Annotated in this window: 15 protein-coding genes; 5 read left to right on the plus strand and 10 right to left on the minus strand. The window is 64.6% G+C overall.

What is annotated here, in order from left to right:
• Positions 1-508: 508 nt before the first annotated feature.
• Positions 509-1,264: a COG4705 family protein gene (locus QRN70_RS26230; protein ID WP_285420766.1), complete on the plus strand. Its 756-nt coding sequence runs from the start codon at positions 509-511 to the stop codon at positions 1,262-1,264.
• 132 nt (positions 1,265-1,396) lie between these two features.
• Here QRN70_RS26230 and QRN70_RS26235 read toward each other — a convergent pair whose 3' ends face one another.
• The 7 genes from QRN70_RS26235 to QRN70_RS26265 form a co-directional block, all read right to left on the minus strand.
• The gene (locus tag QRN70_RS26235) at positions 1,397-2,716 is read right to left on the minus strand and encodes an MFS transporter (RefSeq protein WP_285420767.1); all 1,320 of its coding nucleotides are present in this window, start codon (positions 2,714-2,716) and stop codon (positions 1,397-1,399) included.
• A 321-nt stretch (positions 2,717-3,037) separates the two neighbouring features.
• Positions 3,038-4,369 (minus strand): two-component system response regulator MifR, encoded by a 1,332-nt coding sequence (gene mifR, locus QRN70_RS26240; RefSeq protein WP_285420768.1) that lies wholly within the window; start codon positions 4,367-4,369, stop codon positions 3,038-3,040.
• On the minus strand, positions 4,369-6,129 hold the full coding sequence (locus tag QRN70_RS26245; RefSeq protein ID WP_285420769.1) for a sensor histidine kinase: 1,761 nt from the start codon (positions 6,127-6,129) through the stop codon (positions 4,369-4,371). The genes mifR and QRN70_RS26245 overlap by 1 nt, the downstream gene beginning before the upstream one ends.
• Before the next feature lie 80 nt (positions 6,130-6,209).
• Complete coding sequence (locus QRN70_RS26250; protein WP_285420770.1) at positions 6,210-9,050, minus strand: RHS repeat domain-containing protein; 2,841 nt, start codon at positions 9,048-9,050, stop codon at positions 6,210-6,212.
• The gene (locus QRN70_RS26255; protein WP_285420771.1) at positions 9,047-11,854 is read right to left on the minus strand and encodes an RHS repeat domain-containing protein; all 2,808 of its coding nucleotides are present in this window, start codon (positions 11,852-11,854) and stop codon (positions 9,047-9,049) included. The genes QRN70_RS26250 and QRN70_RS26255 overlap by 4 nt, the downstream gene beginning before the upstream one ends.
• On the minus strand, positions 11,851-16,269 hold the full coding sequence (locus QRN70_RS26260) for a SpvB/TcaC N-terminal domain-containing protein (RefSeq protein ID WP_285420772.1): 4,419 nt from the start codon (positions 16,267-16,269) through the stop codon (positions 11,851-11,853). The genes QRN70_RS26255 and QRN70_RS26260 overlap by 4 nt, the downstream gene beginning before the upstream one ends.
• A 160-nt stretch (positions 16,270-16,429) precedes the next feature.
• Positions 16,430-17,953: a fumarate hydratase gene (locus QRN70_RS26265; protein WP_285420773.1), complete on the minus strand. Its 1,524-nt coding sequence runs from the start codon at positions 17,951-17,953 to the stop codon at positions 16,430-16,432.
• Positions 17,954-18,662: 709 nt separating this feature from the next.
• Here QRN70_RS26265 and QRN70_RS26270 point away from each other — a divergent pair.
• From QRN70_RS26270 to QRN70_RS26280, 3 genes are read left to right on the plus strand one after another with little or no spacing between them, the layout of a single operon-like run.
• Positions 18,663-19,769: a GGDEF domain-containing protein gene (locus tag QRN70_RS26270; protein WP_285420774.1), complete on the plus strand. Its 1,107-nt coding sequence runs from the start codon at positions 18,663-18,665 to the stop codon at positions 19,767-19,769.
• Complete coding sequence (locus QRN70_RS26275; RefSeq protein ID WP_285420775.1) at positions 19,762-20,697, plus strand: iron-sulfur-binding ferredoxin reductase; 936 nt, start codon at positions 19,762-19,764, stop codon at positions 20,695-20,697. Before QRN70_RS26270 ends, QRN70_RS26275 begins: the two co-directional genes overlap by 8 nt.
• Positions 20,698-20,724: 27 nt before the next feature.
• Positions 20,725-21,474, plus strand: a complete 750-nt coding sequence (locus QRN70_RS26280) for an enoyl-CoA hydratase-related protein (protein ID WP_285420776.1) — start codon at positions 20,725-20,727, stop codon at positions 21,472-21,474.
• Positions 21,475-21,538: 64 nt separating this feature from the next.
• Here QRN70_RS26280 and QRN70_RS26285 read toward each other — a convergent pair whose 3' ends face one another.
• From QRN70_RS26285 to pyk, 3 genes are all read right to left on the minus strand, one after another.
• Positions 21,539-22,810, minus strand: a complete 1,272-nt coding sequence (locus tag QRN70_RS26285) for an NHL repeat-containing protein (RefSeq protein ID WP_285420777.1) — start codon at positions 22,808-22,810, stop codon at positions 21,539-21,541.
• A gap of 71 nt (positions 22,811-22,881) precedes the next feature.
• Complete coding sequence (locus QRN70_RS26290) at positions 22,882-24,144, minus strand: NHL repeat-containing protein (protein WP_285420778.1); 1,263 nt, start codon at positions 24,142-24,144, stop codon at positions 22,882-22,884.
• A gap of 170 nt (positions 24,145-24,314) precedes the next feature.
• The gene (pyk, locus tag QRN70_RS26295; protein WP_285420779.1) at positions 24,315-25,766 is read right to left on the minus strand and encodes a pyruvate kinase; all 1,452 of its coding nucleotides are present in this window, start codon (positions 25,764-25,766) and stop codon (positions 24,315-24,317) included.
• A gap of 171 nt (positions 25,767-25,937) precedes the next feature.
• On the opposite strand from pyk, the gene QRN70_RS26300 reads away from it, so the two are divergent.
• Complete coding sequence (locus tag QRN70_RS26300) at positions 25,938-26,324, plus strand: tetratricopeptide repeat protein (RefSeq protein ID WP_285420780.1); 387 nt, start codon at positions 25,938-25,940, stop codon at positions 26,322-26,324.
• Positions 26,325-26,536: the final 212 nt, after the last annotated feature.

The following is a 26,536-nucleotide window of genomic DNA, read 5'->3' on the forward strand; positions in this document are numbered from 1 at the left end:
TGGCCGAGCCAGTGCGGTCGTAGCCGTCTTCGGCGACGGTGGCGGAACCGGTGCGATCGTAACCGTCAGCAGCCAGCGCCGAACCCGTGCGGTCGAAACCATCGGCAGCGAAGCTGTTGGCAGCCAGTACAGAAAGGGTCAGGGCGAGGATCAGTTTGGTTTTCATGTCAGTGACTCCGAATGGGTTGGCGATGTGTCTTGCTTGAGATCAATGCTACGCCAACTAAATTGATTAAAAAGCGCAAAATAATGCTAAAAATTATCGATTAACTTGATGTTAAGGGCGACGCATCGAATTCGCTCGGGTCATCGCAGCGACCGTCGCGCAGGTCATCGATCAGGTGGGTGCAGCGTGCCGCGCCAGCATTAATGGGGGATTAATCGCGGCTTTTTCACGTTGTGACAGATTTTTCATGGATTCCCGACCGCTTTTTCACTTGCGCAACGCCAGTCTGCCCACGGCCAGAAAACCAAGAATCGGCCGTCTCAAACTGGAGCTTGCCCTGCAATGAATAAACTTCCACAAATCACCCTGGCCTTCTGGGTCATGAAAATCTGCGCGACGACCCTGGGGGAAACCGCGGGGGATTTGCTGTCGATGACGCTCAACGTCGGTTACGCCCTCAGCTCGCTGATCCTCATCAGCGTGTTCGTCCTGACCCTGGTCGCCCAGTTGCTGGCCAAGACCTACAAACCGTTGCTGTACTGGATCGTGATCCTCTCGACCAGCACCGCCGGTACCACCATGTCCGACTTCATGGACCGCACGCTGGAGCTCGGCTACGCCACCGGCTCGATGATCCTGATCGCGATTCTGCTGGCGATCTTCGCGGCGTGGCGGCTGAGCGGCGACTCGCTCAACGTCAACAAGGTGCAGACGTTTCGCGGCGAGATGTTCTACTGGATGGCGATTCTGTTTTCCAACACCCTCGGCACCGCGCTGGGCGATTACCTGGCCGACGATTCCGGCCTGGGCTTTGCCGGTGGCGCACTGCTGGTCGGCTCGACCATTGCCGTGGTCGTCCTGCTCAAGTACTTCACCCGGATTTCCACGGTGCTGTTGTTCTGGGTGGCGTTTGTGCTGACCCGGCCGTTCGGCGCGACGCTGGGCGACTTGATGACCAAGTCCCATGAAAAGGGTGGCCTGGACTTCGGCACCATCGGTTCGTCGGCGGTGCTGGCGGGGATTCTGCTGGTGATGATCGTCGGTGCGTCGTATGCGCAGAAGCGTTATGGCAAGCCGTCGGTTGCCGAGTTGAGCTGATACCCAGTCGCCTCATTCGCGAGCAGGCTCGCTCCCACAAGGAATTTGTGTCGATCACAGATCCAGTGTGGGAGCGAGCCTGCTCGCGAAGGGGCCATCACAGCCACCGTTGCAGTGGCTGCATGAGCACGATCAGTCAGTCACGATGCGCGAGTGTTTCTGTGTGTCCTTCATGGTGATGTACACCAGCAGCGACACCGCAATGCACGCGGTCACGTACCAGTAGTAACCGGTTTCCATGCCGATGCTCTTGAACCATAGCGCGATGTATTCGGCGGTGCCGCCGAAGATCGACACGGTCAGGGCATACGGCAGGCCGACGCCCAGGGCGCGGATTTCGGTCGGGAACAGTTCGGCCTTCACCACGGCGTTGATCGAGGTGTAGCCGCTGACGATGATCAACGCCGCCATGATCAGGAAGAACGCGCCCCACCAGGTCTGGATGGTGTGCAGGGTCATCAGGATCGGCACGGTGAAAATCGTCCCGAGCACGCCGAAGGCGATCAGGATCGGACGTCGGCCGATCTTGTCCGACAGGCCGCCGATGATCGGTTGCAGGCACATGAACAGGAACAGCGTGGCGGCGGAAATGGTGGTGGAGTCGGAGATGCTCATGCCGACGGTGTTCACCAGGTATTTCTGCATGTAGGTGGTGTAGGTGTAGAACGCCAATGTACCGCCCATGGTCAGGCCGACCACGGTGAGCAGTTCCTTGGGATGACGCAGCAAGGTGCGCATCGCGCTTTCCTTGGACTTCTCTTTCTTGGTGAACGACTCGGTTTCTTCCATGCCGCGACGCAGGTACAGCGCGACGATGGCGCACAGCGCGCCAATGGCGAACGGAATACGCCAGCCCCACGCGTACAGCTGTTCGGTGGTGAGCAGGTTCTGCAACACGATCAGCACGCCCAGGGCGATGAGCTGGCCGGAGATCAGGGTCACGTACTGGAAGCTGGAGAAGAAGCCACGACGTTCCTTGGTCGCCATCTCCGAGAGATAGGTGGCCGAGGTGCCGTACTCGCCGCCGACCGAGAGGCCCTGCAGCAAACGGGCGAACACCAGCAGGATCGGCGCGCCGATGCCGATGGTTTCGTAGTTCGGGCTCAGGGCGATCAGCAGCGAGCCGAAGCACATCAGATAGACCGAGGCCATCAGCGCCTTTTTACGGCCGACCTTGTCGGCGTACAGGCCCATCAGCCAGCCACCGATCGGGCGCATCAGGAAGCCCACGGCGAAGATCGCGGCGGTGTTCATCAGTTGCGCGGTGGTGGAACCGGCGGGGAAGAAGGTCTTGGCGAAGTACAGGGAGAAGGCGGCATAGACGTACCAGTCATACCACTCGACCATGTTGCCGACGGAACCGCTGAAGATCGACTTGATGCGGCTGGCGGTTGTTCTGGGTTTGGCCGGCACGGCAGCCGACCCAAGGGGCAGGGCGTTGGAGTTATCCATTGAAGGATCCTTCGTTTAATTGTTTTTGTGGAGCGCGCGGGAACGCAGCCTGCCGGGGCTATAGCAGGAGCTGTGCCAACGGCGGGAGGGCCGGTTTAGAGGGGGTGACAGAACTTGATGAGCGGAAATCCGCTTATGGCTGTTTTGTGGTGAGCGGAAAATTGCTCATTCAAGCGGCTGGCTATCTGTTGCCCGTGCCGGCCTCTTCGCGGGCAAGCCCGCTCCCACAATGGTCGGTGGTATTCACAAGTTTTGCGTCCAGCACAAAACCCGGTGGGAGCGGGCTCGCCCGCGAAGAGGCCCGATCAAACACTGCAAAATTCAACTGCCCGGAACAAACATTTCCCGGGTCAGACCATGGCGCTGCATCTTTTCATTGAAGGTGCGACGCGGCAGTTGCAGTTCTTCCAGCACGGCTTTCACATCGCCCTTGTGCCGGGTCAGCGCCGCGCGCAGACACTGCGCCTCGAACGCCTCTTGCTGCGCCGCCAGCGACTGCCCCGGATCGATGCCCTGCACCGGTTCGTCCAGCCCCAGCACCTGACGCTCGGCGACGTTCGCCAGCTCGCGCACATTGCCCGGCCAGTCGTGGCTGAGCAGATGGCTCAGTTGCGCGCCGCTCAACGGCGCCAGGCTGCGGTTCAGGCGTTCGGCGGCCTGGCGGGCGAAGGCGTCGAACAGCAACGGAATGTCCTCGCGCCGCTCACGCAGTGGCGGCAGGCGCAGTTCGGCGACGTTCAGGCGATACGCCAGGTCTTCGCGAAACCGTCCGGCGCGGGCCTCGTCGAGCAGGTCGGGTTTGGTCGCGGCGACGATGCGCAGGTCGACGCGAATGCTCTGGTTCGAGCCCAGGCGCTCGAGCTTCTGCTCCTGCAGCACGCGCAGCAGTTTCACCTGCTGGGCCAGCGGCATGCTTTCGATTTCATCGAGAAACAGCGTGCCGCCATCGGCGAATTCGAGCTTGCCGATGCGCTTGCCCGAGGCCCCGGTGAACGCGCCGCTCTCATGCCCGAACAGCTCGGCCTCGAACAACTGCTCGGGAATCGCTGCGCAGTTCAACGCCACGAACGGCTTGTCGGCCCGCGGGCCGAAATCATGCAGGCAGCGTGCGACCAGTTCCTTGCCGCTGCCGGTCTCGCCACGGATCAGCACGTTGACCGGCAAGGCCGCCAGCTCCAGCACTTGCCGCCGCAGGGTCTGCAAGCCACGCGACACGCCGAGCAGCGTCGCGTCGAGGCGTGCGCGGTTGTCGGCCTGCTCGTGCAGGGCTCGGTTCTCCAGGACCAGGCGACGCTTTTCCAGCGCCCGGCGCAGACTGCCGAGCAGTGTTTGCGGGCTGAACGGTTTCTCGAGGAAATCGTAGGCACCGTCGCGCATCGCCTCGACCGCCATCGGCACATCGCCGTGGCCGGTGAGCAGGATCACCGGCAGATCGGCATCGCGGCGCTGCACTTCGGCTAGCAACTCGAGACCGCTGAGGCCGGGCATGCGCACATCGCTGAGGATCACTCCGGCGTAGTGTTTCGGCAGCGCCGCCAGGCAATCTTCGGCGCGGCTGAACAGTTGCACCTGGAACCCGGACAGGCTCAGCCACTGCTCCACCGCACTGCGGATGCTGCCTTCGTCATCGACCACCATCACCGCATTGAGCATCAGATACGCGCCTCCAGATCGATTGGCAGAGTCAGGGTGAACACCGCGCCGGTGCTACCGTTTTCCGCACTCAGGCGGCCGCCGGATTCGTGCACGATGGCGAACGACACGGCGAGCCCGAGGCCGAGGCCATCGCCCACCGGTTTGGTGGTGAAGAACGGATCGAAGACCTGGCCCAGGTGTTCCTCGGCGATGCCCGGGCCGTTGTCGCAGACGCTCAGGCGCCACAATTGTTCGTCGGCTTCCAGGCGAATTTCCAGACGTTTGCAGGCAATTCCTTGCAGCGCATCGAGGGCATTGCGCAGCAGATTGATCAGCACCTGTTCAAGGCGAATCGCGTCGCCGCGCACCCAGGCCGGGCGAGTCAGGTGCAGGACCAGGCTGACCTGTTCGTCACGCAGGCGCGCATCGAGCAACTGCAGTGCCTGATCGACCACCGTGGCCAGGTCCAGGCGTTCGCGCAGGCCGCTGGGGCTCTTGCGCGCGAAGGTCTTCAGGTGGCCGGTGAGTGCAGCCATGCGCGTGAGCATGTCATCCACCGGTTTCAGCGCCTTGTACGCATCGTCGACGCGGCCATGTTCGAGCAGCAGGCGCAACGTCGCCAGTTGCATGCGCTGGGCGGTCAGCGGCTGATTGATTTCGTGCGCCAGCGCCGCCGACATCTGCCCCAGCGCCGCCAGTTTCGCCGACTGCACCAGACCGTCCTGGGCGGTGCGCAGATCGCGCGTGCGCTCCTCGACCAGTTGTTCGAGTTCGGCACGACTGCGCCGGCGCATCTTCGCCAGGCGCCAGCGCTGGCTGAGGAACAGCAGCAGGAACACCAGCGCCAGCCACACCCCGGCGGCAGCCAGCCCGGCGTTGCGCAGGTCCTCGAAGGCCACCTGCGGCGGGCGCAGCAGGTGCAGGGTCCAGCCTTCCGCTGCCAGGGGCAGCGATTCCCACAGATAATCCGCCGTGCCTTGCGGGCCTTCGACGCGGGTCAGGTCACTGTTCTCGTCGAAATGCCGCAGCGGCAGATGGGTCAGCGGCAGCAGTGTCTGTTTGTCGTACTGGCGCGTGCGCCTGATCTCGGCCAGGTCGCTGGCATCGAGCGGACGCAGCAGGCGATAGCGCCAGCCGGGTTGATTGGCGATGAAGATGATGCCGCGCGCATCGCTGACCAAAAGGGTGTCGCTGCCCTGGCTCCACTCGCGCTCCAGCTCGGGGAATTCCAGCTTGACCACCATCGCCCCGAGAAACTCGCCGTTGTCGCCGAGCACCGCGCTGGACAGGAAATAGCCGGGAATCCCACTGGTCACGCCGACCGCGTAGAAACGCCCGCTGCCCTGGGTGCGGGTCTGGCTGAAGTAGGGGCGAAAACCGTAGTTGTGACCGACGTAACTGCTGGGCAGGCGCCAGTTGCTGGCGGCCACCGCCAAACCGCTGTGGTCGAGCAGTTCGAGGGTCGACGACTGCGCGGCGCCGTTGATTTTTTCCAGCTTGAGGTTGAGCGCCGCCTGCTGCTCGGGGCTGACCGGGCCGGCGAGGGCCGCACGCAATTGCGGGTCCAGCGCCAGCACGGCGGGCAGGGCGCGGTAGCGGTCGATCAGGGTGTGCAGCGCATTGGCGTACAGCGCCAGCTGCTGGTTGGCCCGCGCCGCGTCCTCTTCTAGCGCCTGGCGCTCGGCGTGACGCACGGCAAGGCTGGCGGCCAGCACGGCGCCGGCGGCGATGAGCAAGGTGTACAGCAGCAGACGCAACGGGCGTGAAGTCGCAAGCATAGGGGTATCAGGCGCAGGACGGGGCGAGCACGATAGCATGCCGCTGCAGCGCTTGCGGTGCCTCGGCAGCGCGACCTGTTTCAGGCACCGCGGAGCAGGTTCTGCGTTCTGCGCAGTTGCCGGATGGTGTTGGCCGTGGCTTGCGTCAGGCTGGCCAGCGAACCGCTGGCATCGGCGCCGAAGATTTTCTTCAGCGGCTGGTAGGTGTGGATCGAATCGCGTCCGGCCTGCTCGAACTTGCCTTGAATCTCGCCCAGGGAGGCGTTGAGGACGTCGACCAGCGCATCGATGTACGAGTCGGCCCTGCGCACTTTCTCCTCGCTGAGCGTCTGCCCGGCGCCGGCCACCTCGTGCAGGATCTCGAAGGTGCCGGTCACCGTGCTGAGGACGGCGCCGATCTCGCTGGAAAACGGCGTATTGGCCGCCTTCATGCCGACACTGGCGCCCACCGTGACGCCTTCCTTGCCGGCCTTGAGCAGGCCTTTCTGGTTCATGGCGACCAGGCCATGGACGATGCCGCGAAATTTGTTCAACGCGTAGGAGCCGTAGTTCATGGTCTTGTACTCGCCTTTGGCGATGATCCGGTTCGGGTCCAGCTTGCCCGACTTGAACTTGACCGAGGCGCTGAGGCTGAGGCGTTCCATGGCGAAGTCGACGCCCAGGCTCACGGCTTTCTTGCCGGCGATGCCGAGGAACACCCCCAGCGCCGTCCCCACCGGCCCGGCAACGCTACCCAATGCCGCGCCCGCGGCGCCGATGCCGATGCCCGCTCCGTAGCTCACCACCTGGCCGCCGACATGGGCGGCGGTCCGCAGCGCCGCGGACTTCGCATGGGCCGGCGCCGACTGGTGATTGAGCAGCTGGGTCTGCGCTTCCTGCGCCCGACGTGTGGTCAAGTCGAGGATCCGCGCATGGCGGTCGACGGCGCGCGACAACGCCATGTTGGCCTGGAACTGCGCCTGGGTCTGCGCGCTTTCGGCTTTGCGGGTGTCGCGCTGCCCCGGGGTTTCGACAAAGCCATCGATAAACTCGCCCAGGCCACGTCCATCGCGGTCAATGAAGCGCAGCGGATTGTTGGCGACGAATCCGTACAGGTTCAGCCCGTCGACATCCCCGCTCGGATCGGCGCTGATCCAGCGCTGCAGCCACGGCGCGTAGTAACGCGCGCCATAGTAGTAGAAGCCGCTGATATCCAGGTCCTTGCCGGAATAACGCACGGTGCGGTAACTGACCTCCACCGCCGAACGCGCGGTCAGAAAGGCCGTGGCGCCGAAGGGCAGGTAACCCTCGTGGCTGATCAGCTGCGCGTGTGCATCGAGTTCCTGCACCGCCGAGCCGAGGTGATCGTCGAGGGTGTAGCGCAGATGATCGGTGCCGATGGCTGCCGGATCCTGCGCCCAGTGCAGGCAACGCGCGCCGCCGCGGCTGATGCCCAGGCTGATGACATGCAGCTCTTCGCCGTTGTCCTTGCTGTGGATTTCCAGCCCCGGCAGATAGCGTACCTGGTGCACGTGAGTGGTGCGGGTGGTGTGGCTTTCGTGGCGTTTGCAGACCCGCGCACCCTGGCTGTAGCGGTAGCTTTCCTGATCGTCACCGCGGCCGCCACGATCGATCAATGTCACTGCTTGCAACTGGCCGCGGCTGTCCCAGTGCAGCGGCTGGCCCGGTTGCACGGCGAGCAGGTTGCCGGCGCTGTCGAACAGCCGTTCGAAGTCCGGCGCGGGATCGCCAGAGCGCCAGCGCACACCGCGGTTGCTCGCCGGATCGATGAACATTTCGCGGGTGTGGCTGGCGCCGTCGCGTACGTGGGTGGTCTTGATCAGGTTGTGGCCGGCGTCGTACTCGTAGCGTTCCAGGTAATTGCGCCGGTCGTTGGGGTCGCTCGGTTGTGGCCGCCCGGGGTTGTCCGCCGGCGGCGCATCGGCGTAGCCGCTGGCACTGAGCAGGCGATCCAGCGAGTCGTACGTGAAAGTGCGCTGGCCGTCGATGCGCTGGTTGGCAAAAAAACGCGGGATGACGGTGTGATCGACAATCGCGGTGACGTTGCCGACGCGGTCGTAGACGTACTGCAGATCCTGCAACGGCGCCTCGCCATGCTTTTGCGCGCATTGCTGCAGCAGGCGCCCGTCGGCGGCGTCATAACCCCAGCGGCTGATCACCGCGTTGCCGCTGTGCTGCTTGACGATTTGCCCGGCGGCGTTGTAGTGCGCCTGTTGCTGCACCGTTTGCCAGGTGGTTTGCCCGCTGAGTTGCAACTGCACCTGCATCAACTGCCCGGCGACATCGTAAGTCGATTGCTGGCGATGGCCGGCGGCGTCGGTCTGCTCGAGGAGGGCGCCGAGCGGACTGAAACGGCGCTGGCTGACGAAGGCCGGGCCAGCGTCGAGGGTACGACTGTCGCGCACGGCCTGACCGGGCGGCGTCAGGGCGAAACTGACCAGGCGCAACTGGCCCGCCGGGTCGTTCAGTTCGATCAACTGACCGCGGCGATTGTGCCCGGCGGCCGCCGAGGCGTCGGCGTAGATGAACGTGTCGACGTCCGCCGCGCCATTCTCGGCAACGGCCACGGGGCGCAGTTGCTCGTCATGGCGGGTGTGCCAGTGATTGCCCAAGGCATCCCAGCGCTGCACTTCCTCGCCGGCCACGCCCGGCAGGTTGAGCAGGTGTCCGGCGTCGACGCTGTCGACCCGCAGGGGCTGGCCGTCGAGGCCATAGACGCTGCGGATCACCGGGGCAGGCAGACGCGCGTCGTACTGCTCGATCAGGTGCCCGCCGGCGTCGTGGCGCTGGCGGCTGATCAGGGTTTGCACCGGGCCATCGACGGCGCTGCGCAGGTACGCCACCTGACGCACCGCCATGCCCCGGCAGTCATGAACACTCAGCGATGGCGTGCGCCAGGGCACGCTGGGCGGGCTGTTCATCCGCTGAACCAGGTCGAGCGGCGGCTGGCGACGGGGTGGGCCTGGCGGCGCAGGAACTGATTGTCGGTGGTGCCCATTTCCTTGTAGGCCGCCAGCCCGCGCTGGGCCTGGGCGATATTGGCCAGGGTGCCGCGCGTCTGCTGTTGCAGGGCTGAACGGGTGATCGGCGCCAGGGTTTCCTGGGCGGTCATGTGATTGACGTTGGGCAGCAGTTGCGCCGGGTAGATGGTGTCGCGGCCCAGCGCATCGAACGCTGCTTCGGCCCAGGCCCAGCGCTGCTCGATGGCACTTTTCCAGTCGGCGAGCAGGGTGTCGATCTTGTCGATTTTCACCGGGTCGAGGCGATTCTTGATGTCTTCGGCTTCCACCGCGCGGGCGAACAGGTTGATCGAGGCGGGGATAATCGAGATCCACGACGCCATCACCCGGTTCATCAGGAATTCCGGGTTGAGCACGGAGTCCAGCACGGGGTGGATCAGTTCGTCCTTGACGTCGCGCCAGGTGTTGATTTCCTTCACCGCGTCGCTGATGCCCAGGCTGCTGTCGATGGCGCTCACCGAGATCTGCGAGGTCTGCGGAATCAGCGGGCCGACGCTCAGCCCCATGCTGTTCGCCGGGGGATCCGCCAGGGCGCCCGCGACGTCACCGCCGATATTGCCGCCGATCAGACCGCCACCGGTGGTGTACGGCGTGGTGAAGGGCGAGCCGGGGAACGCCAGGTCGAACTGGCCGCCGCCGATCACCCCGCCCTCATACCCGGCGATACCGCGCAGGACTTCCCCGGCGAGGTTGCTCAGCAGACTGCTGACGATGTTCTTCTGCGCAATGATGTTGTGCAGTTGTTCGAGGGTCTGTCCGGCATGGTCGTCGACGGCGGCAATGAACTGCGCGTAGAGCATGATCACGCTGTGCGCCCGGGCGTTGCCACCGGCATCGACGTAGGCCAGTGGCTGGTTGCCGACGAACGCATACAGGTTCAGGCCGTCCCCGGCGCCGGCCGGGTCGGCGCTGATCCATCGCTGCAACCAGTCGGCGTAGTAGCGCGCACCGTAGTAATAGAAGCGGCTGACATCCATCTCCTTGCCCGAATAGCGCACGGTCTTGTAGCTGACTTCGAGCTGCGAGCGCGCCGTCAGCACCGCGGTGCCACCGAATGGCAGGTAACGTTCCTGGCTGATCAGTTGCGCCTGGCCATCCAGTTCGGTGAGGGCCGAGCCGAGGTGGTCGGTGAGGACATAGCGCAATTGATCGGCGTCGATTTCCGCCGGCCGGCCGCTGACCCAATGCAGGCAGCTGACAGTGCCGACCCCGGCGGCGAGGGTGATGACGTGCAGTTCCTCACCGTTGTCGCGCGTGCGGATCTGCAGGTTGTCGAGGTAACGCACCTGATGGAAATGGCGGGTCTTGCCGGTGTGGGTTTCGTGGCGTTTGCACACCCGCGCGCCCTGGCTGTAGCGGTAGCTTTCCTGATCGTCACCGCTGCCGCCACGATCGATCAGGGTCACCGTCTGCAACTGACCACGGCTGTCCCAGCGCAGCGGCCGACCCGGCTGCACGGCGAGCAGGTTGCCGGCGCGGTCGAACAGGCTGGCGAAGTCCGGCGGCGGATCGCCGGGTTGCCAGCGCACGCCGCGGTTGCTCGCCGGGTCGATGAACATCTCACGGGTGTGACTGGCGCCATCGCGCACGTGGGTGGTCTTGATCAGGTTGTTGCCGGCGTCGTAGGCGTAGCGTTCCAGGTAATTGCGGCGGTCGTTGGGATCGCTCGGCTGTGGCCGCGCGGGATGGTCCGAGGGCGGCGCGTCGGCGTGACCGCTGGCGCTGCTGAGGCGGTACAACGAATCGTAGGTGAAGGTGCGCTGGCCATCGATGCGCTGGTTGGCGAAATACCTCGGGGTGAAGGCGTGATCGAGGATCGTGCCGACGTTGCCGACCCGGTCGTAGACGTACTCGAAATCCTGCAACGGCGGCTCGCCGGGTTTTTGCCCGCGCTGTTGCAGCAGGCGGCCGTCGGCCGGGTCGTAGTGCCAGTGGCAGACAACGGCGTTGCCGTGCGTTTGCCGGCTGATCTGCCCACTGGCGCTGTACTGCGCATCCACCAGCACCGCTTGCCAGTCGGTGTGGCCGGCCAGGCGCAGGCGCAGTTGTTGCAACTGGCCGGCGACGTCGTAGCTCGATTGCTGGCAGTGACCGGCGGCGTCCCAGTGTTCGAGACGCACACCCAGCGGGCTGAAGGTCTGGCGGCTGCGCCAGGCTTGGCCGTCGTCGAACGTGCGGGTTTCGCCCGTGGCCTGACCGAACAGGCTGAAGCTGTCGAACGCCAGCGTGCCGGACGACTCGCGCACGCCGATCAGTTGCCCGCGCAGGTTGCGCCCGGCGGCGGCGCTGGCATCGGCGTAGGTGAAGGTTTCGCTGTCCGGCTCGGCGTTTTCGGCGCGGCTGAGCAAGCGCAGCCGCGGGTCGTAGCGGCTGCGCCAATGCCTGCCGTGAGCGTCCCAGCGCTGCACGGGTTGTCCGCCTGAGTCGGGTAGCGTCAGTTGTCGCCCGGCATCCACGCTGTCGATACGCAGCGGCTGGCCATCGAGGGTGTGCACGGTGCTGAGGTTGGCCTTGCCGGCACTGGCGAACAGCCGGGGATCGCGCTGCTCGACGAGGCGCGCGGCGGCGTCAAAGCACTGCCGGGCGATCAGGCGGGTGACATCCCCGCCAGGCACCGTGCGCAAGTAATCGACCTGGCGCACCGGCAAGCCGCGCGGATCGCTGACGGCCACCGATGGCGTGCGCCAGTGCACGCTGGCATTCATCCCCGGCGCCTCTTGGCGGGTTGTTCCGGTGCGCCCTGGTAAGTGTCGTTGTAGTCGTAGCTGCAGGTGAACCACGGGTGCAGCAGGTCGAACGCCAGATCGCCCTTGGCATTGATCGTTCGGATCTGCCGTCCGAGTGCGTCGTAGAACAACTGGTCGTGATAGCCGTGCTGGCGCAACGAGCTGTCGTTGATGTAGCGATAGTCGTTGAGGAAATACGGGCGGTAGACGCGGATGGTTTCGCCCTTGTGGTTGTACTCGACCCGCGCGCTGACCCGCCAGCGCCGTTCGGCCAGGGCCTCGCACGGCTTTCCGTTGTCCAGTTGCAGATCACCGTCGGCGGTGGCGACGAACGCCAGGCCCGGGTCGACCAGTTGCTTGCTTTGCAACTCGCGGCCGAATCCGTCGACATGGCTGAGCACGATCTGGATCTGCCGCAGCGGATCGTCTGGATAACGGTCGGCGGTCAGCGCCACGCTGTGTACCGGTTGCCGGGTGGCGCGACGCAGCTGTTCGCGCAGAATCGGTTCGGCGCCATCGGCCTGCGCCAGGCGCCGCAGGGCCGACGCGCGGACCCGGCCATCGGCGAGGATCAGGCCTTGCTCGAGCCAGCGCTGGCGCTCGGCAGGCTGGATCTCGGGCGGCAGCTGCGGCATCCAGCTGAACAGATCGCTGCTCACCACGCTGGCGGCAGCGGCCAGCGCTTCGCTGGGGTTTTCGATCAGCCAGGTCGGGCGGGTATCCGCCGGCAGCGGATAGCTGGCCACGGGGTCGAAGCCCACCGGCAGGTCGTCCTCGGTGCCGTAGAAACTGTGCGCCAACGGCTGGCCGCCGGCGGCGTAGAGCACTTCCTGAATGTTCTCGTTGGCGTCGGTGATGCGCTGCGCCAGCAAGTGGTGGTAGTCGTAGGCAATCTGCGTGAGGCAACCGTCCGGCAGGGTGATGGCGCTGGTCAGCAGCTTGTGAGCGTCGGCGCTGATCCGGGTGATGCCGTGGCTGGCGGTCTGTTGCACAGCGCTGATCCGGTAGAAGTCTTCAGCGCCGGCGTAGGTATAAAAGCCGCTGTCGGCCGACCACAGATTGCGCTGGCGATCTTCTGCCGGATCCTCGGGAAAAAACAGCGCCATCGGCGCGTAGCCAAGCTGTTGCAGTTCGTCACGAATGGCGAAGGGCGCCGGCACCTCGGCGTAGGCGTCCAGCGCCTGTTTGTCGAACACCGCCTGTTGCGTCGGACCTTGCAGTGGCGGGTAGCGCACGGCACCCGCGTCGTCCCGCAGGTAGTGCTGCTGCGACAGCGCGGTCAGTTGGCGCAGGGCCGTCCATTCGCTGCTGGCCTGGTGCTCGAGCAGGTTTTCGTAGCTGATCTGCGGCGGATTCAGGCCACCGGGCAAGGCGCCTTTGGGCAGGATCAGCACATTACTGCGCTGGCGTGCGGGCAGGCCCAGCAGCCAGTGGGACGCGTCGCTCAGGTCGAGGAAATCGGCGCGGCTTTCGTTCAGGTACGACACCTGTTGTTGCTCGTCGAAGCTGTCGGTCCAGGCGCGGCGCTGGTCTTCTTCCTCGAACGGCGGATCGTCGGCGTCGGTACGGCGGCGCGCGCAGTCGATGGTAAAGCCGTGGACGAGCCGGCCGAATGCATCCCAGGCGAGGCTGACCTGATGCTGGCAGCGCGGGTCGGCCATGAAGCGTTCGTATTGATAGCGACGGCTTTCCTGTTCCAGCACCAGCAGGCTCGACGGCCGGTCGTGGGTCTGGCGCACGCGGTAGCGGATTTCGCTTTGCGCGAACAGCGGCGCCGGTTCGGGATCGTCGGCCTGGGACACTTCGCTGCGCAGCAGGCGCCCGCTCAGGGCGTAGGCGATTTCCGCCTCGTCGACCGCCAGCGGCTTGCCCGCCACCTCGCTGGCGGTGACCGCGTTGAACCGCGAATACAGCGTTGCGCCGAGCGGCGTGTAGTCATCGTCGAGCCGGCAGGTGCCGTTCAACACCGGATCGATGCAGTGGCCGGTGTGGAACCAGTGCTTGCTCAGCATCGGTGCGGTGTGGCCGCTTTCGGCCTTGCCCGCGGTCAGTTCGCTGTCGGTCTGCTGGACACGGCCGAAGCCGCGCAGTTCGCGCTCGCGGGCGTCGTAGCGACCTTCGAAATACTCGAAGAACTGCATCAGGCAGTTGCCGGTGATTTCATCGTCCTGACGCAACCAGCCGAGCAACTGCTGGGGGAAGGGCAGGTGACAGACCGGTGTCTGGTCCGCTTCGAGCAGTTGGCGTTTTTCATCCAGCCACGCTTGCGCGCTGCTGACATGGCCGAGGGTGGCGCTGTAGCCCATGTTGTTGTTGCAGCCGTTGAGCAGGTACGGCCGTTCGCTGACGAAGTGATAGACCCAGTGACGCGGCGTCATGTGCGGCACGGTCAATAACAGGCTGGCGCAACCCAGGCCCTGCAGGTCGGCGAAGGTCACCTGGCACAGGTTGTCGTAATGCACGTCCTCGGGCCATGGCACCCGCAGCGGTTCCTGCGCCAGGGCGTTGCCACCGTAGTTGGCGTAGATCTCGAAGTAGTCAGGGCACAGGTAGATCAGCGCGGGCGCACCGGAGCCGTCGAGGTCGGCGATGCGCACGCGGTCGGCGTCGAACTGCGCGTAAGTCAGCGGCAGGGCGCTGAGGGTGGTGCCTTTGCCGAATCGACCGTGGCCCAGATTGGCCCAGGTCTCGATGCGGTCATGGCGTACCCGGCACAGGCCGGTGAGGTCGCTGGCGTGCAGGTTGCCGAACAGCACCAGTTCGTTGCGCGCCGCGCTGAACAGCGGCAAGGCATCGTCCGGTACATGCGGCACGTGGCTGGCCGGGGCGAAACCCTGCTGGCGCAGGTTGGCGTAGACCCGCACACTTTTCGGGCCGATCTGCGCCACCGAGTCGAGGCCGTCGCCGCTCAAGTCACCGAGTTGTGTCAGCTGCTGGAAAAACTCCAACGGAAACTGCTTGAACGCTTTGAACGGCGACCAGCTGCGGTCCGGGTTGAGGCGCAGGTAACCGCTGTTGCCCGGACGGGCGACGATCCAGTCGAGGCAGCCGTCGCCGGTAAGGTCGGTGAGAATCTGCACCGCATTCTGCTCGCTGTCGGCGATGGGGAGCCGCGGCAGCAGGGTCCAGGGGCCATAGACGATCTGCCGGCTACCGGGCTCGCCGCGCAACGGTTCGCGGTAGTACCAGGCGTTGTCGTACTGGCAGAGGAAACCGGGCACGCCTTCGCCGTAGAGGTCGACGCAATGGTAGGGCTGGCGATCGTTGAGGCCGGGCATGTGCTCGAGCGCGAGGAACGCCTGCGGCTCGGTATTGAGGTTGAATTCGGCGTAGAAGTATTCCAGCGGCGGCGTGTGGCGGACCTTGCCCCTGGCGTCGTAGCTCATGTAGCGCGCGGCTTTGAGCTGGTTGTAGCGCAGCGTCGTGGTGGCATATTCCAGCAGCAGGCGATTGACCAGGACTTTTTGCGCGCCGATGTCGTTGTACATCAGCAATTGCCGGCAAAGGCGTCGGGTGCCGATTTCGAAACCGAAGCGATGCTGGCGCAACGGGTCGCTGCGCAGCGGCCAGGCCTGCTCGTCGGTGGCCGCGAAGGGCGGCACGGCGTCCGGTTCGACGCTGCGTTCGCCGTAGTCGACGACCAGGCGCAACAGCCACTCCAGATCCTGCGGGCGTTCGTGCTCCAGGCACAGCAGCTCGGCGCTGGCGCTCTTGTTGCAGTAGCAGACCTGGCGCAGGTAGCGCTGGGCGCGGTAGTCGAAGCGCGGATCCGGTGCGCTGTCGTCCTGCTTGTACTCGAAGACGATGTGCTCGCCCACGGCATTCATGATTTCCACCAGCAACCAGGCGGCGACGTGCGCCTCGTTGTCCGGGTCATGAATGCGCGAGGCGCTGTTGTTGCCATAGCAGTGTTGCGAACCGTCGGCGCGGTAGACCCGCCAGAAGCCCGCTGCAGCGTCGTCAGGGGTCCACAGTTCGTAGCGGTCAAACGTGCTTTCCAGGCGCGGGATGTAGCGCACCACCGAGTAGCGGGCGGCGCGGTGCTGGCGGATTTGCGTCTCGATCTGACCGTTCTCGTCCAGCGCGGGCCGCAGCTCGGTGCCGTCGGCCAGCATCACGTCTGCCGCCGTGTAGCGCGGCACGCCTTTGCTGGTCTTGCGTGAGATGGCGGGCAGGTTCAGGTCCCAGCCGAGGCCGCACTTGCCGTTGCCAGCACTGCTGTCGTAGCTCAGTTGCAGGTCCGGGTTCAGCGAACGGCCGGGCAGGAACGGCACGGGCAACGTGTAGGAACGCTGTCCGGTCGCACCGATTTCTCCCCAGCTGCGGCCATGGGTGGCAATCGACGCGGTTTTTGCGATGGACGGCGGCGTGACGAGCTCTTCTGCGTTTGCCATGGCAACGAACCCTGTGGCCGGGGCAGGAAAGGGAAGCGCCGGCAGGGTTTCAAGCTAACAGAGCGTTCGCGGGTCGACACCTGTCAGATCTGACAGGTGCAGGCAAAAAAAAGCCGGGCGGTCATCGCTGACCGCCCGGCTTTCTTACCGCGGCAAAGGCTTACTGCACTTCTACCGCCAGGCTTTCGCTGATCTTCTGTTGCCAGATCGCCGGACCGGTGATGTGCACCGATTCACCTTTACTGTCTACCGCAACGGTGACCGGCATGTCCTTGACCTCGAACTCGTAGATCGCTTCCATGCCCAGCTCGGCGAACGCCAGCACCTTGGACTTCTTGATCGCCTGGGCGACCAGGTAAGCGGCGCCGCCGACAGCCATCAGGTACACGGCTTTGTTGTCCTTGATCGCGTCGATCGCGGTCGGGCCGCGCTCGGACTTGCCGATCATGCCCAACAGGCCGGTCTGCTCGAGGATCTGCCGGGTGAACTTGTCCATCCGCGTCGCGGTGGTCGGACCCGCCGGGCCCACGACTTCGTCACCGACCGGATCAACCGGGCCGACGTAGTAGATGAAGCGACCCTTGAGGTCGACCGGCAGGGTTTCGCCCTTGTTCAGCATCTCGACCATGCGCTTGTGCGCGGCGTCGCGACCGGTGAGCATCTTGCCGTTGAGCAGGACGGTTTCGCCCGGCTTCCAGCTCTGCACTTCTTCCGGGGTCAGGGTGTCGAGGTTGACGCGACGGGCCGACGGGCCGGCTTCCCAGACGATTTCCGGGTAGGCGTCCAGCGGTGGCGCTTCCAGCGCAGCCGGGCCGGAACCGTCGAGCACGAAGTGCGCGTGACGGGTGGCGGCGCAGTTCGGGATCATGCACACCGGCAAGGAGGCGGCGTGGGTCGGGTAGTCCATGATCTTCACGTCGAGCACGGTGGTCAGGCCACCGAGGCCCTGGGCGCCGATACCCAGCTGGTTGACCTTCTCGAACAGCTCCAGACGCATTTCTTCAATGCGGTTCTGCGGGCCACGGGCCTTGAGTTCGTGGATGTCGATGGATTCCATCAACACTTCCTTGGCCATGACCGCAGCTTTCTCGGCGGTGCCGCCGATGCCGATGCCGAGCATGCCCGGCGGGCACCAGCCGGCGCCCATGGTCGGAACGGTCTTCAGCACCCAGTCGACGATCGAGTCGGACGGGTTGAGCATGGCCATTTTCGACTTGTTCTCGGAACCGCCGCCCTTGGCCGCGACGTCCACTTCCACGGTGTTGCCCGGAACGATGGAGTAGTGGATGACGGCCGGGGTGTTGTCCTTGGTGTTTTTACGCGCGCCTGCCGGGTCGGCGAGGATCGAGGCGCGCAGGACGTTTTCCGGCAGGTTGTAGGCGCGACGCACGCCTTCGTTGATCATGTCGTCCAGGCTCATGGTGGCGCCATCCCAGCGCACGTCCATGCCCACGCGTACGAACACGGTGACGATACCGGTGTCCTGGCAGATCGGCCGGTGGCCGGTGGCGCACATGCGCGAGTTGATCAGGATCTGCGCCATCGAATCACGGGCCGCTGGCGATTCTTCGCGCAGGTAGGCTTCGTGCATCGCCTGGATGAAATCCACCGGGTGGTAATAGGAAATGAACTGCAGGGCGTCGGCAACGCTCTGAATCAGGTCGTCTTGCTTGATCACGGTCATGAGTCGCGCTCCTCTAAAAGACGGGAACATTCTATGGGACAGCTACCAGCCACGGGCGTCGAGCGGCACGTCAATGCAGTGCACGGACTGCCTGAACTTGCGGCTTGAAGCTTGCAACTTGAAGCTGGCCCTTTGGGCCGGGCACGCCGGGGCTGCTGGCGCGACGCTAAAAAGGCGCGGCAGTATACCGCGCCTCCCTGGTGGTGACACGCGCCGGCAGTCATTCGTTGGTCGCATGAGTGGGCGAATATCGGCCAGCCGGTTCGCACCTCGGCAACCACCCCTCACCCGAGCCTTCTCCCGCAAGTGGGGGAGAGGGGGGAAAGGAAGCCGAGCCGCGTGTGGGGCAAATCTGTGTTCGAGGTGGGAAAGTGCTCAGGTTCGGCGCGATACACGAGACAGACGCAGCTCGAATGAACAACCCCGTCAGCTCTCTCCCTTCGCGAGAGGGCTGAGGTGAGGGAAGTCATCAAGTTCAGCGCGTTGCATGAGATTGCTGCAACGCGAATGAGCACTGCCGTCAGCAGCGTCTGTGCACACCCGAAGACCGCGACAACGGGCGCTGCTGACGGTTGGTGCAGGCCACCCTTTTGACGCCAATTATCCGGCCCGAAAATCAATGGTCATTTATCGGCCGCGCCACTAAAGTGGCATCCGGTCTGTAGAGTAGGACACTCGGTCAGCCTCCTATCGCACGGTGAGTCAACGATTGACCCATAACGCCATTCAACGCCTTTTGCTGAAACGCTTCGCCCTCGCTGCCGCCACCTATGGATTGGCCTTGCTGCTGCTGTGGCTGGCATTTTTTACCGGGCATTATCAGGATTCCCTGGCCAGCGTGGCCGTCGGCAGCGCCCTGGTGGTGATCTGTCAGGCGAGCCTGTTCGCGCTGTTTTTTTCCGGCTACAACCTGCGCTTCGCCGACCCGAGCCTGACCGAAGTGCAGGTGCTGCTCGGCCTCGGCTGGCAGACGTGGCTGATCGCCCATCTCGACCAGGCGCGCGGGGCGTTCCTGGTGTTCTATGTGCTGATTCTGCTGTTCGGCCTGTTCCATTTATCCCGGCGAGCGTTCGTGCGCTGCGCGTTGCTGGTGTTCTTCAGCTTCTGCGCCATTACCCTGTGGGACGGTTACCACATGCGCCTGCAGGATCCGGCGCTGGCGGCGTTGCAGGTGTGCATCCTGCTGATGGTGCTGGCCTGGCTGGTGCTTTATGCGCGTTTCGTCCAGGTTTCGCGCCAGCGCATGCGTCAACGCCGGTTCGCCCTGCAGGCCCACCAGGAAACCCTGCGCGGGATGATGCGTCAGCTCGAAGACCTGGTCGCCACCGATGAATTGACCGGCCTGTTCAACCGCCGGCACTTCCTGCGCCTGGCCTCGCGCGAGCTGAATGCGATGGAGGCGGACGTGATGCATGGCCTGGCGCTGATCGACCTCGACCACTTCAAACGGATCAACGACCTGCACGGCCACGCCGCCGGCGATCAGGTGCTGCAAGCCTTTGCCGGCGTCGCCGGGGCCTGTCTGCGCGACGGCGATGTGCTGGCGCGTTATGGTGGCGAAGAATTCGTCGTGCTGCTGCCCGACTGCAACGCCGAACGCTTGACCGCCTGCTGTGAACGCCTGCGCGTGGCCTTCACCGACGTCGAGCTGGTCGGCCTGAATGTGAAGAACCTCAGCCTGTCGGCCGGCATGACCCTGCTCGAACTGGGCGATGACCTCGACGACGCCTTGCAGCGCGCCGATCAGGCGCTGTACCGGGCCAAGCGTGACGGGCGCAATCGCTGCGCGGCGGCGTGGGAGAATGCCGATGCCTGAGTTGCGCGTGGGCGAGCGGCAATGGTCGGTGGCGGCGGGCAGCAATCTGCTCGACGCGCTCAACCAGCAAGGCGTGACGGTGCCCTACAGCTGCCGCGCCGGCAGTTGCCATGCGTGTCTGGTGCAATGCGTGCAAGGCCTGCCCGCCGACAGTCGTCCGGACGCCTTGAGCGCCGAGCAGCGCCAGCAGGGCTGGCGCCTGGCCTGTCAGTGCCAGGTGGTCGAGGACTTGCAGGTGCACACCTTCGATCCGCTCGAGGACGGCCGTCCGGCGGTGGTCGAGGCGCTGGACTGGCTCAGCGCCAGTGTCCTGCGTCTGCGTCTGAGCCCGCAAAAACCGTTGCGCTACAGCGCCGGCCAGCACCTGGTGTTGTGGGCCGGACAGGTGGCGCGGCCGTATTCGCTGGCCAGCCTGCCGGAGGAAGACCGCTTTCTCGAGTTCCATCTCGATTGCCGCGCGCCCGGCGAATTCAGCGATGCCGCGCGGCAGTTGCAGATCGGCGATGCGATCCGCCTCGGCGAACTGCGGGGCGGCGCGCTGCACTACGACCCGGACTGGCACAGCCGGCCGCTCTGGCTGCTGGCCGCCGGCACCGGTCTGGGCCCCTTGTTCGGGGTGTTGCGTGAGGCCTTGCGCCAGGATCACCAGGGCGCCATCCGCGTCATTCACCTTGCCCATGATGCGGGCGAACATTATCTGGCCAAACCCCTGCAGGCACTGGCCGCGCAGCGGCCAAACCTCAGCGTCGAGCTGTGGACCCCGGCCGAGTTGCCGGCCGCTTTGGCGCAACTGCGCCTTGTTTCCCGGCAAACCCTGGCCTTAGTCTGCGGCTCGACCGCCAGTGTCGACGCCTTCGCCCGGCGTCTGTACCTGGCCGGACTGCCGCGCAATCAACTGCTGGCCGACGTATTTCTCAGCCGTGGTTGAGCGCTGACTCCCGTAGCGAGACACGCCATGACCGAAGCCATCCTGCTGGAACGCGAACGCGGTTTGCTGACCCTGCGCCTCAACCGCCCGGACAAGAAAAACGCCCTGACCCGAGCCATGTACAGCCGTCTCGCCGAGGCTTTGCAAGAGGCTGACAGCGACCCCGCGATCAATGCCGTGCTGATCACCGGCAGTGCCGAGTGCTTCACTGCCGGCAATGACATCGCCGACTTCATCCAGCAACCGCCGAGCGACCTCGACAGCCCGGTGTTCCACTTCATGCGCAACCTGCTCGAATGCCGCAAACCGGTGGTGGCCGCCGTCGCTGGCGCGGCGGTGGGCATCGGCACCACATTGCTGCTGCATTGCGACCTGGTCTACGTCGCCCGCGATGCGCGACTGCGCATGCCGTTCGCCAATCTTGGCCTGTGCCCGGAATTTGCTTCGAGCCTGATCCTGCCGCGTCTGCTCGGCCAGGCCAGGGCCAGCGAATTGTTGTTGCTCGGCGAAGGCTTCAGTGGCGAGCAGGCGGCAGCGTGGGGGCTTGCCAGCGCAGCCCTGGGCAGCGGCGAAGCGGCGCTGGCCAAGGCCCGGGAAATGGCCCTGCGTTTCGACGAAATGCCCAGTGAGGCGGTGCGCATCAGCAAACAACTGATGCGCGCGCCGGATCGGGCGTTGATTCGCCAGGTGATCGAAGAAGAGGGCGCGCTGTTCACCCAGCGCCTGCGCTCGCCGGAAGCGTTGGCCGCGTTGAGCGGTTTCATCAAGCGCCATTGACCCCATCGCAGCCTGCAGCCGTTGCCCTCGCCGGGACTGCCGCAGACTGCGCTGTTTTTGCGCCTCAGATCAGCAGTCGCGCGACGAATCCGCCAGCGTCGGTCTTGCCGGCAATCAGCAGGTTGCCGTCCGCTTGCACCGTCACCGCACTGGCGTAGTTTTCGCCAGTGCCAATCGGCAGCACAACCGATCCCTTGTCGTTGAACGTCGGGTCCAGCTGCCCGCTGCGCAGGTAGCGAGCCAGGACCACGTTCGTCAGCCCGCTCTGCGGATCAAGCGAGCCGCCGGCCACGAGGATGTTGTCGCGCTCATCGAGGGCGGCGGTGTTGAGCACCGAGGTCCTGTCCTCCAGGTGCACGGGCAGCGGCTGGCCCTGATTGAAGGCGGGATCCGCCGCGCCATTGGCTTGCTGCCCGAGCAGCACAGCGCCACGCGGCACCACCTGGTTGTACAGCGCCACGAACTCGCCATTGTCGTACTGCATGAACTGCGTCGCGAACGCAATGCTCGCGTCCAGCGCCACCACCTGGAAGCCGTTATCGCCGAAGGTCAGGTCACGGCTGCCATCCGGGTGGAGGCGGGTGAACAGGGCCTGGCGCGGTTGTGTGCCACCACCGGCCGTACCGGACAGCAGAAATTTGCCATCGGCCTGAAGCCGCACCTGCTTGATGAGGGTATTGCCGGCCGCAGTTCCGGCGTATTCGATGTCGACGTAACCCTTGCCGGCGAACGTGCTGTCGATGTCGCCCGTGGCGGTCAGGCGATAGACCCGGCCCTTGATCCAGTCGTGCGCTGATTCACTGTAATTGGCCAGGGTGATGAACTTGCCGTCCGGCAGTTCCAGGCTATGGGCCCCGGCCGAACCAGCCCCGGCCTGGGTCGCCGCCTGGCCCGTGGCGTGCGCCTGCCCTTGCTCGGCATCCAACACGACCTTGCCGCTGTTGCCGAACACCAGGTTCAGGCTGCCGGAAGGCAGGTAACGCGCCAGCGCACTGGCGCGGGCGCCATGATTGCCACTGAGCAGAATGTTGCCATCCTTGAGCACGCTCACCTCAGAAGCGATCGAGTTGCCCCCCGCGGCAAAATCATCAATCACCACACCGTTGTTGCCAAACGTGGAATCGACCTGGCCGTGCGGGGTGATCCGGGTCAGCCAGAATCGACCCTGGGTGGCAGGGGCCGCTACCGTCAGATTGCCGGCCACGTAGATGTTTCCGTCCGGCGCCAGGGCCATGCCGATGGCGCCGATCTGGGTGGCGTCGGGATAGCTGAACAGGCGCACCCCGCGCTCGGCAAACGCCGGATCGAGGGCAACCGCTTGCAATGACTGTTTCATGACAACGTCCTTTTTTCGAAAGTGCCGCCATCCGGCAGCGAGAAGGGGCGGCCAGGCAATGGCCGGGTCGTTCAGGCTTCGCTCAGGCGCAGGACAAAGCCGCCCGTGCCGGTACTGCCGGCCACCAGCAGTTTTCCGTCCGGCTGGATCAGCAGCGCCTCGGCCATGCTGTCGCCTTCGCCGATTGCAAACTGTGCCCAACCCTGGCTGTTGAAGGATTTATCCAGTTCGCCGGTCTGCTCGAACCGCGCCAGGCTCAGGCTCGCCGATTCGTCGAGCGGATCAAGGCAGGCGCCGGCGACCAGCAGCTTGCCGCTGGCATCGAACTGGGCGGTGTGGAGCAGCGTCGGCTGATTGTTCAGCAGCACGCGCAGCGGCTGGCCGGCGTTGAACTCGAGGTCCGGAGCGCCGTTGGCGGTGTGGCCGAACAGCAGACCGGTGAGGGGCGGGAGGTAGTTCAGGCCGACGGCGACGATACGGCCATCGGCGCGCTGCAGCAGTTGCGTTTGCGTGGCCGTGGTCACGTTGATCAGCTGAAAACCGCCACGACCGAAGGAGGCGTCGAGGCTGCCGTCATCGTTGCAACGCACCAACAGGCTGGCATGGGCCGAGGGGCCCCGCAGCCTGCCGGAGCCGAGCCATTTGCCGTCGGCTTGCACCCGCAGTTGTTCGATCAGTGTCGAACCGACTTCATGCTCAGGATGGCGCAGGGCAATATGGCCCTTGCCATTGAGTGTGGTATCCAGGCTGCCATCCGCCTTGAGGCGGTAGATCATGGCGGTCGTGCCGCCAGACGAATTGTGATTGGCCATTACCAGCAGGCCGCCGCCGGGCAATTCGATGCTGCTGCTGTTGCTGTTGCTGGCGCCCTGCGCAGCCTGTGTCGGGGCGAGGCTGGCGGCGCCCGACGGCAGGTCGGGCATCTCTTTCAGAATGACTTTGCCGCTGTCGCCGAACAGCAGTTTCGGACTGCCCGAGGGATTGTAGAGGGCCAGCGCGGAGTATCCGGAGCCGGTCGTGCCGGTCACCAGAATGTCGCCGGATTGCAGCACGGTAATGCCCAGGGCGAAGGAAAATTCCGCTGGGCCGAACTTGTCGACGACAAATCCGTTGTTGCCAAACGTCGTGTCCGTGACCCCTTGGGCGTTGAAGCGGGTGATCCAGTACCCCGGCGGGTCTATTTCCTCGTAGTTGCCCACGGCATAAGTCAGGCCGCTGGCGGCGACGGCGAGCGCTCGGGTCGCGGCAACGCTGCCGCCGGGAAAGCTGATGTGTTTGATCCCCCCTTCGGCAAATGACGTATCGAGAGAAACGCGGCCTTTGGCTGCACTCATGGTGTTCTCCTGGAAAGCTGAACATCGCGTCGAGCGCGATTGACGGGAGAGCTCATTAGAGGTGCGTTGCCAGGGGTGGGCTACTGTCAGAACTGACAGTTGTTTAGATCGTGTGGGCATAAAAAAACCCTGCCGTTATGAGCGGCAGGGTTTTTTCATACAGCGATTACTCAGACCTGTGGGTCGCCCACGTGCAGGATCTTCATGCCGTTGGTGCCACCGGTGGTGTGGTAGCTGTCGCCCTTGGTCAGGATGACCCAGTCGCCTTTTTCCACCACGCCGCGCTTGACCAGCTCGTCGATGGCTTTCTGGCTGACTTCGTTCGGTGCCAGCGAGGCCGGGTCGAACGGAACGGTGTACACGCCACGGAACATCGCCGCGCGGGCCTGCGCTTCACGGTGCGGGGTGAAGCAGTAGATCGGCACCGACGAACGGATACGCGACATGATCAGCGGGGTGTAGCCGCTTTCGGTCAGCGCGATGATCGCCTTGACGCCCGGGAAGTGGTTGGCGGTGTACATGGTCGCCAGCGCGATGCTTTCGTCGCAGCGCTCGAATTCCTTGCCGATGCGGTGGCTGGAGGTCTTGCTGGTCGGGTGCTTTTCGGCGCCGACGCAGATGCGCGCCATGGCCTGCACGGCTTCCAGTGGATACAGGCCGGCGGCGGATTCGGCCGAGAGCATCACGGCGTCGGTGTAGTCGAGCACGGCGTTGGCTACGTCGGAGACTTCGGCGCGGGTCGGCATCGGGTTCTGGATCATCGACTCCATCATCTGGGTCGCGACGATCACTGCCTTGTTGTGGCGGCGTGCGTGCAGAATGATTTTCTTCTGGATGCCCACCAGCTCGGCGTCGCCGATTTCCACGCCGAGGTCACCACGGGCCACCATCACGGCGTCGGACGCCTTGATCAGGCCGTCGAGGGTTTCGTCATCGGCGACGGCTTCGGCGCGTTCGATCTTCGCTACCAGCCAGGCCGTACCGCCGGCTTCGTCGCGCAGTTGCCGGGCGTATTCCATGTCGGCGGCGTCACGCGGGAAGGACACCGCGAGGTAGTCGACTTCCATTTCCGCGGCGAGCTTGATGTCGGCCTTGTCTTTTTCAGTCAGGGCCGGAGCGGTCAGGCCGCCACCGCGACGGTTGATGCCTTTGTGGTCGGACAGCGGGCCGCCGATGGTCACCACGCAATGCAGTTCAGTGGCGGTGGCGGTTTCGACGCGCATGACCACGCGGCCGTCGTCGAGCAGCAGCTCGTCGCCCACGCCGCAGTCCTTGACCAGATCCGGGTAGTCGATGCCGACCACTTGCTGGTTGCCTTCGGTCAGCGGATGGCTGGTGGAGAAGGTGAACGTGTCACCGATCTTCAGCTCGATGCGCTTGTTGGCGAATTTGGCGATACGGATTTTCGGGCCTTGCAGGTCACCGAGCAGGGCGACGAAGCGGCCGTGCTTGGCCGCGAGGTCACGCACCAGTTTCGCGCGAGCCTTGTGCTCGTCGGGGGTGCCGTGGGAGAAGTTCAGACGGGCGACGTCCAGACCAGCCAGAATCAGCTGTTCGAGAACTTCCGGCGAGTTACTGGCCGGGCCAAGGGTAGCGACGATTTTGGTACGACGGACGGACATGCAAAGACTCCTCAGGTTCAAGCGCCAGCGAAGGCTACTATGCTCTTGGGGTGTAGTCATTGTTCGTTTGCACTACTTATCGTTTTCTTTATTGAACGTGACAATCGGCGCAAACGCTTCTGAAGATTTTTCATCACGGGTCGATACAGAGCACAAGACAGGAGAACCCCCATGCGATTCGTGCCCATTGCCGCCCTTGCCCTCGCTGTTGTCAGCGTCACGGGCTGCACCCGTTGGTCGATGAACCATCATTTGAATAACGCCTACAGCGCCTATGACCGTGGCAATTGCGAGCAGGTGATGCTCGAGCTGTCCAAGGTCGAGCGCGCCAGCCGCGCGCGTCCTTATGTGTGGCCGGAAGTGTCGATGATGCGCGGCCAGTGCCTGGAACGGCAGAAAATGTTTGTCGACGCGGCGCAGACCTACCAGTTCATCATCGCCTCGTACCCCAACAGCGAATACGCCTACCGCGCCCGCGCCCGCCTGGAAACCCTGCAGAGCCTGGGCCATTACCCAGCGCGCAGTGCCGCCGCCGTGGTGCGCCCCACCCGGTTCTGATGACAGTTGTCATACAAAATCTGGCTGACTGTACAGGTTGAGCTATAGTCGAAAGACACCGGTTCAGACCCTGAGTCTAGACTGGCGCAACACCTGCGACTGGCAGTGGTAGACGTGACGGCGTGGTTGTGACCGGCACACCGGAAGCGGGGAGAGCGTGCCTGCCGGACAGGCGCGTTCCGAAGCACAGTGTGGCTCCGCCAGGAGCCCGG

The sequence above is a fragment of the Pseudomonas sp. efr-133-TYG-5 genome (assembly GCF_030209175.1).
Taxonomy (GTDB): domain Bacteria; phylum Pseudomonadota; class Gammaproteobacteria; order Pseudomonadales; family Pseudomonadaceae; genus Aquipseudomonas.

Bases quoted from the DNA above. Each gene is read 5' to 3' on its own strand.
- QRN70_RS26275 (WP_285420775.1), top strand. From the start codon at position 19,762: ATGCCTGAGTTGCGCGTGGGCGAGCGGCAATGGTCGGTGGCGGCGGGC.
- QRN70_RS26255 (WP_285420771.1), bottom strand. From the start codon at position 11,854: ATGAATGCCAGCGTGCACTGGCGCACGCCATCGGTGGCCGTCAGCGAT.
- QRN70_RS26290 (WP_285420778.1), bottom strand. From the start codon at position 24,144: ATGAGTGCAGCCAAAGGCCGCGTTTCTCTCGATACGTCATTTGCCGAA.
- QRN70_RS26245 (WP_285420769.1), bottom strand. From the start codon at position 6,129: ATGCTTGCGACTTCACGCCCGTTGCGTCTGCTGCTGTACACCTTGCTC.
- QRN70_RS26300 (WP_285420780.1), top strand. From the start codon at position 25,938: ATGCGATTCGTGCCCATTGCCGCCCTTGCCCTCGCTGTTGTCAGCGTC.
- QRN70_RS26265 (WP_285420773.1), bottom strand. From the start codon at position 17,953: ATGACCGTGATCAAGCAAGACGACCTGATTCAGAGCGTTGCCGACGCC.
- QRN70_RS26250 (WP_285420770.1), bottom strand. From the start codon at position 9,050: ATGAACAGCCCGCCCAGCGTGCCCTGGCGCACGCCATCGCTGAGTGTT.
- mifR (WP_285420768.1), bottom strand. From the start codon at position 4,369: ATGCTCAATGCGGTGATGGTGGTCGATGACGAAGGCAGCATCCGCAGT.
- QRN70_RS26285 (WP_285420777.1), bottom strand. From the start codon at position 22,810: ATGAAACAGTCATTGCAAGCGGTTGCCCTCGATCCGGCGTTTGCCGAG.
- pyk (WP_285420779.1), bottom strand. From the start codon at position 25,766: ATGTCCGTCCGTCGTACCAAAATCGTCGCTACCCTTGGCCCGGCCAGT.
- QRN70_RS26235 (WP_285420767.1), bottom strand. From the start codon at position 2,716: ATGGATAACTCCAACGCCCTGCCCCTTGGGTCGGCTGCCGTGCCGGCC.
- QRN70_RS26260 (WP_285420772.1), bottom strand. From the start codon at position 16,269: ATGGCAAACGCAGAAGAGCTCGTCACGCCGCCGTCCATCGCAAAAACC.
- QRN70_RS26230 (WP_285420766.1), top strand. From the start codon at position 509: ATGAATAAACTTCCACAAATCACCCTGGCCTTCTGGGTCATGAAAATC.
- QRN70_RS26280 (WP_285420776.1), top strand. From the start codon at position 20,725: ATGACCGAAGCCATCCTGCTGGAACGCGAACGCGGTTTGCTGACCCTG.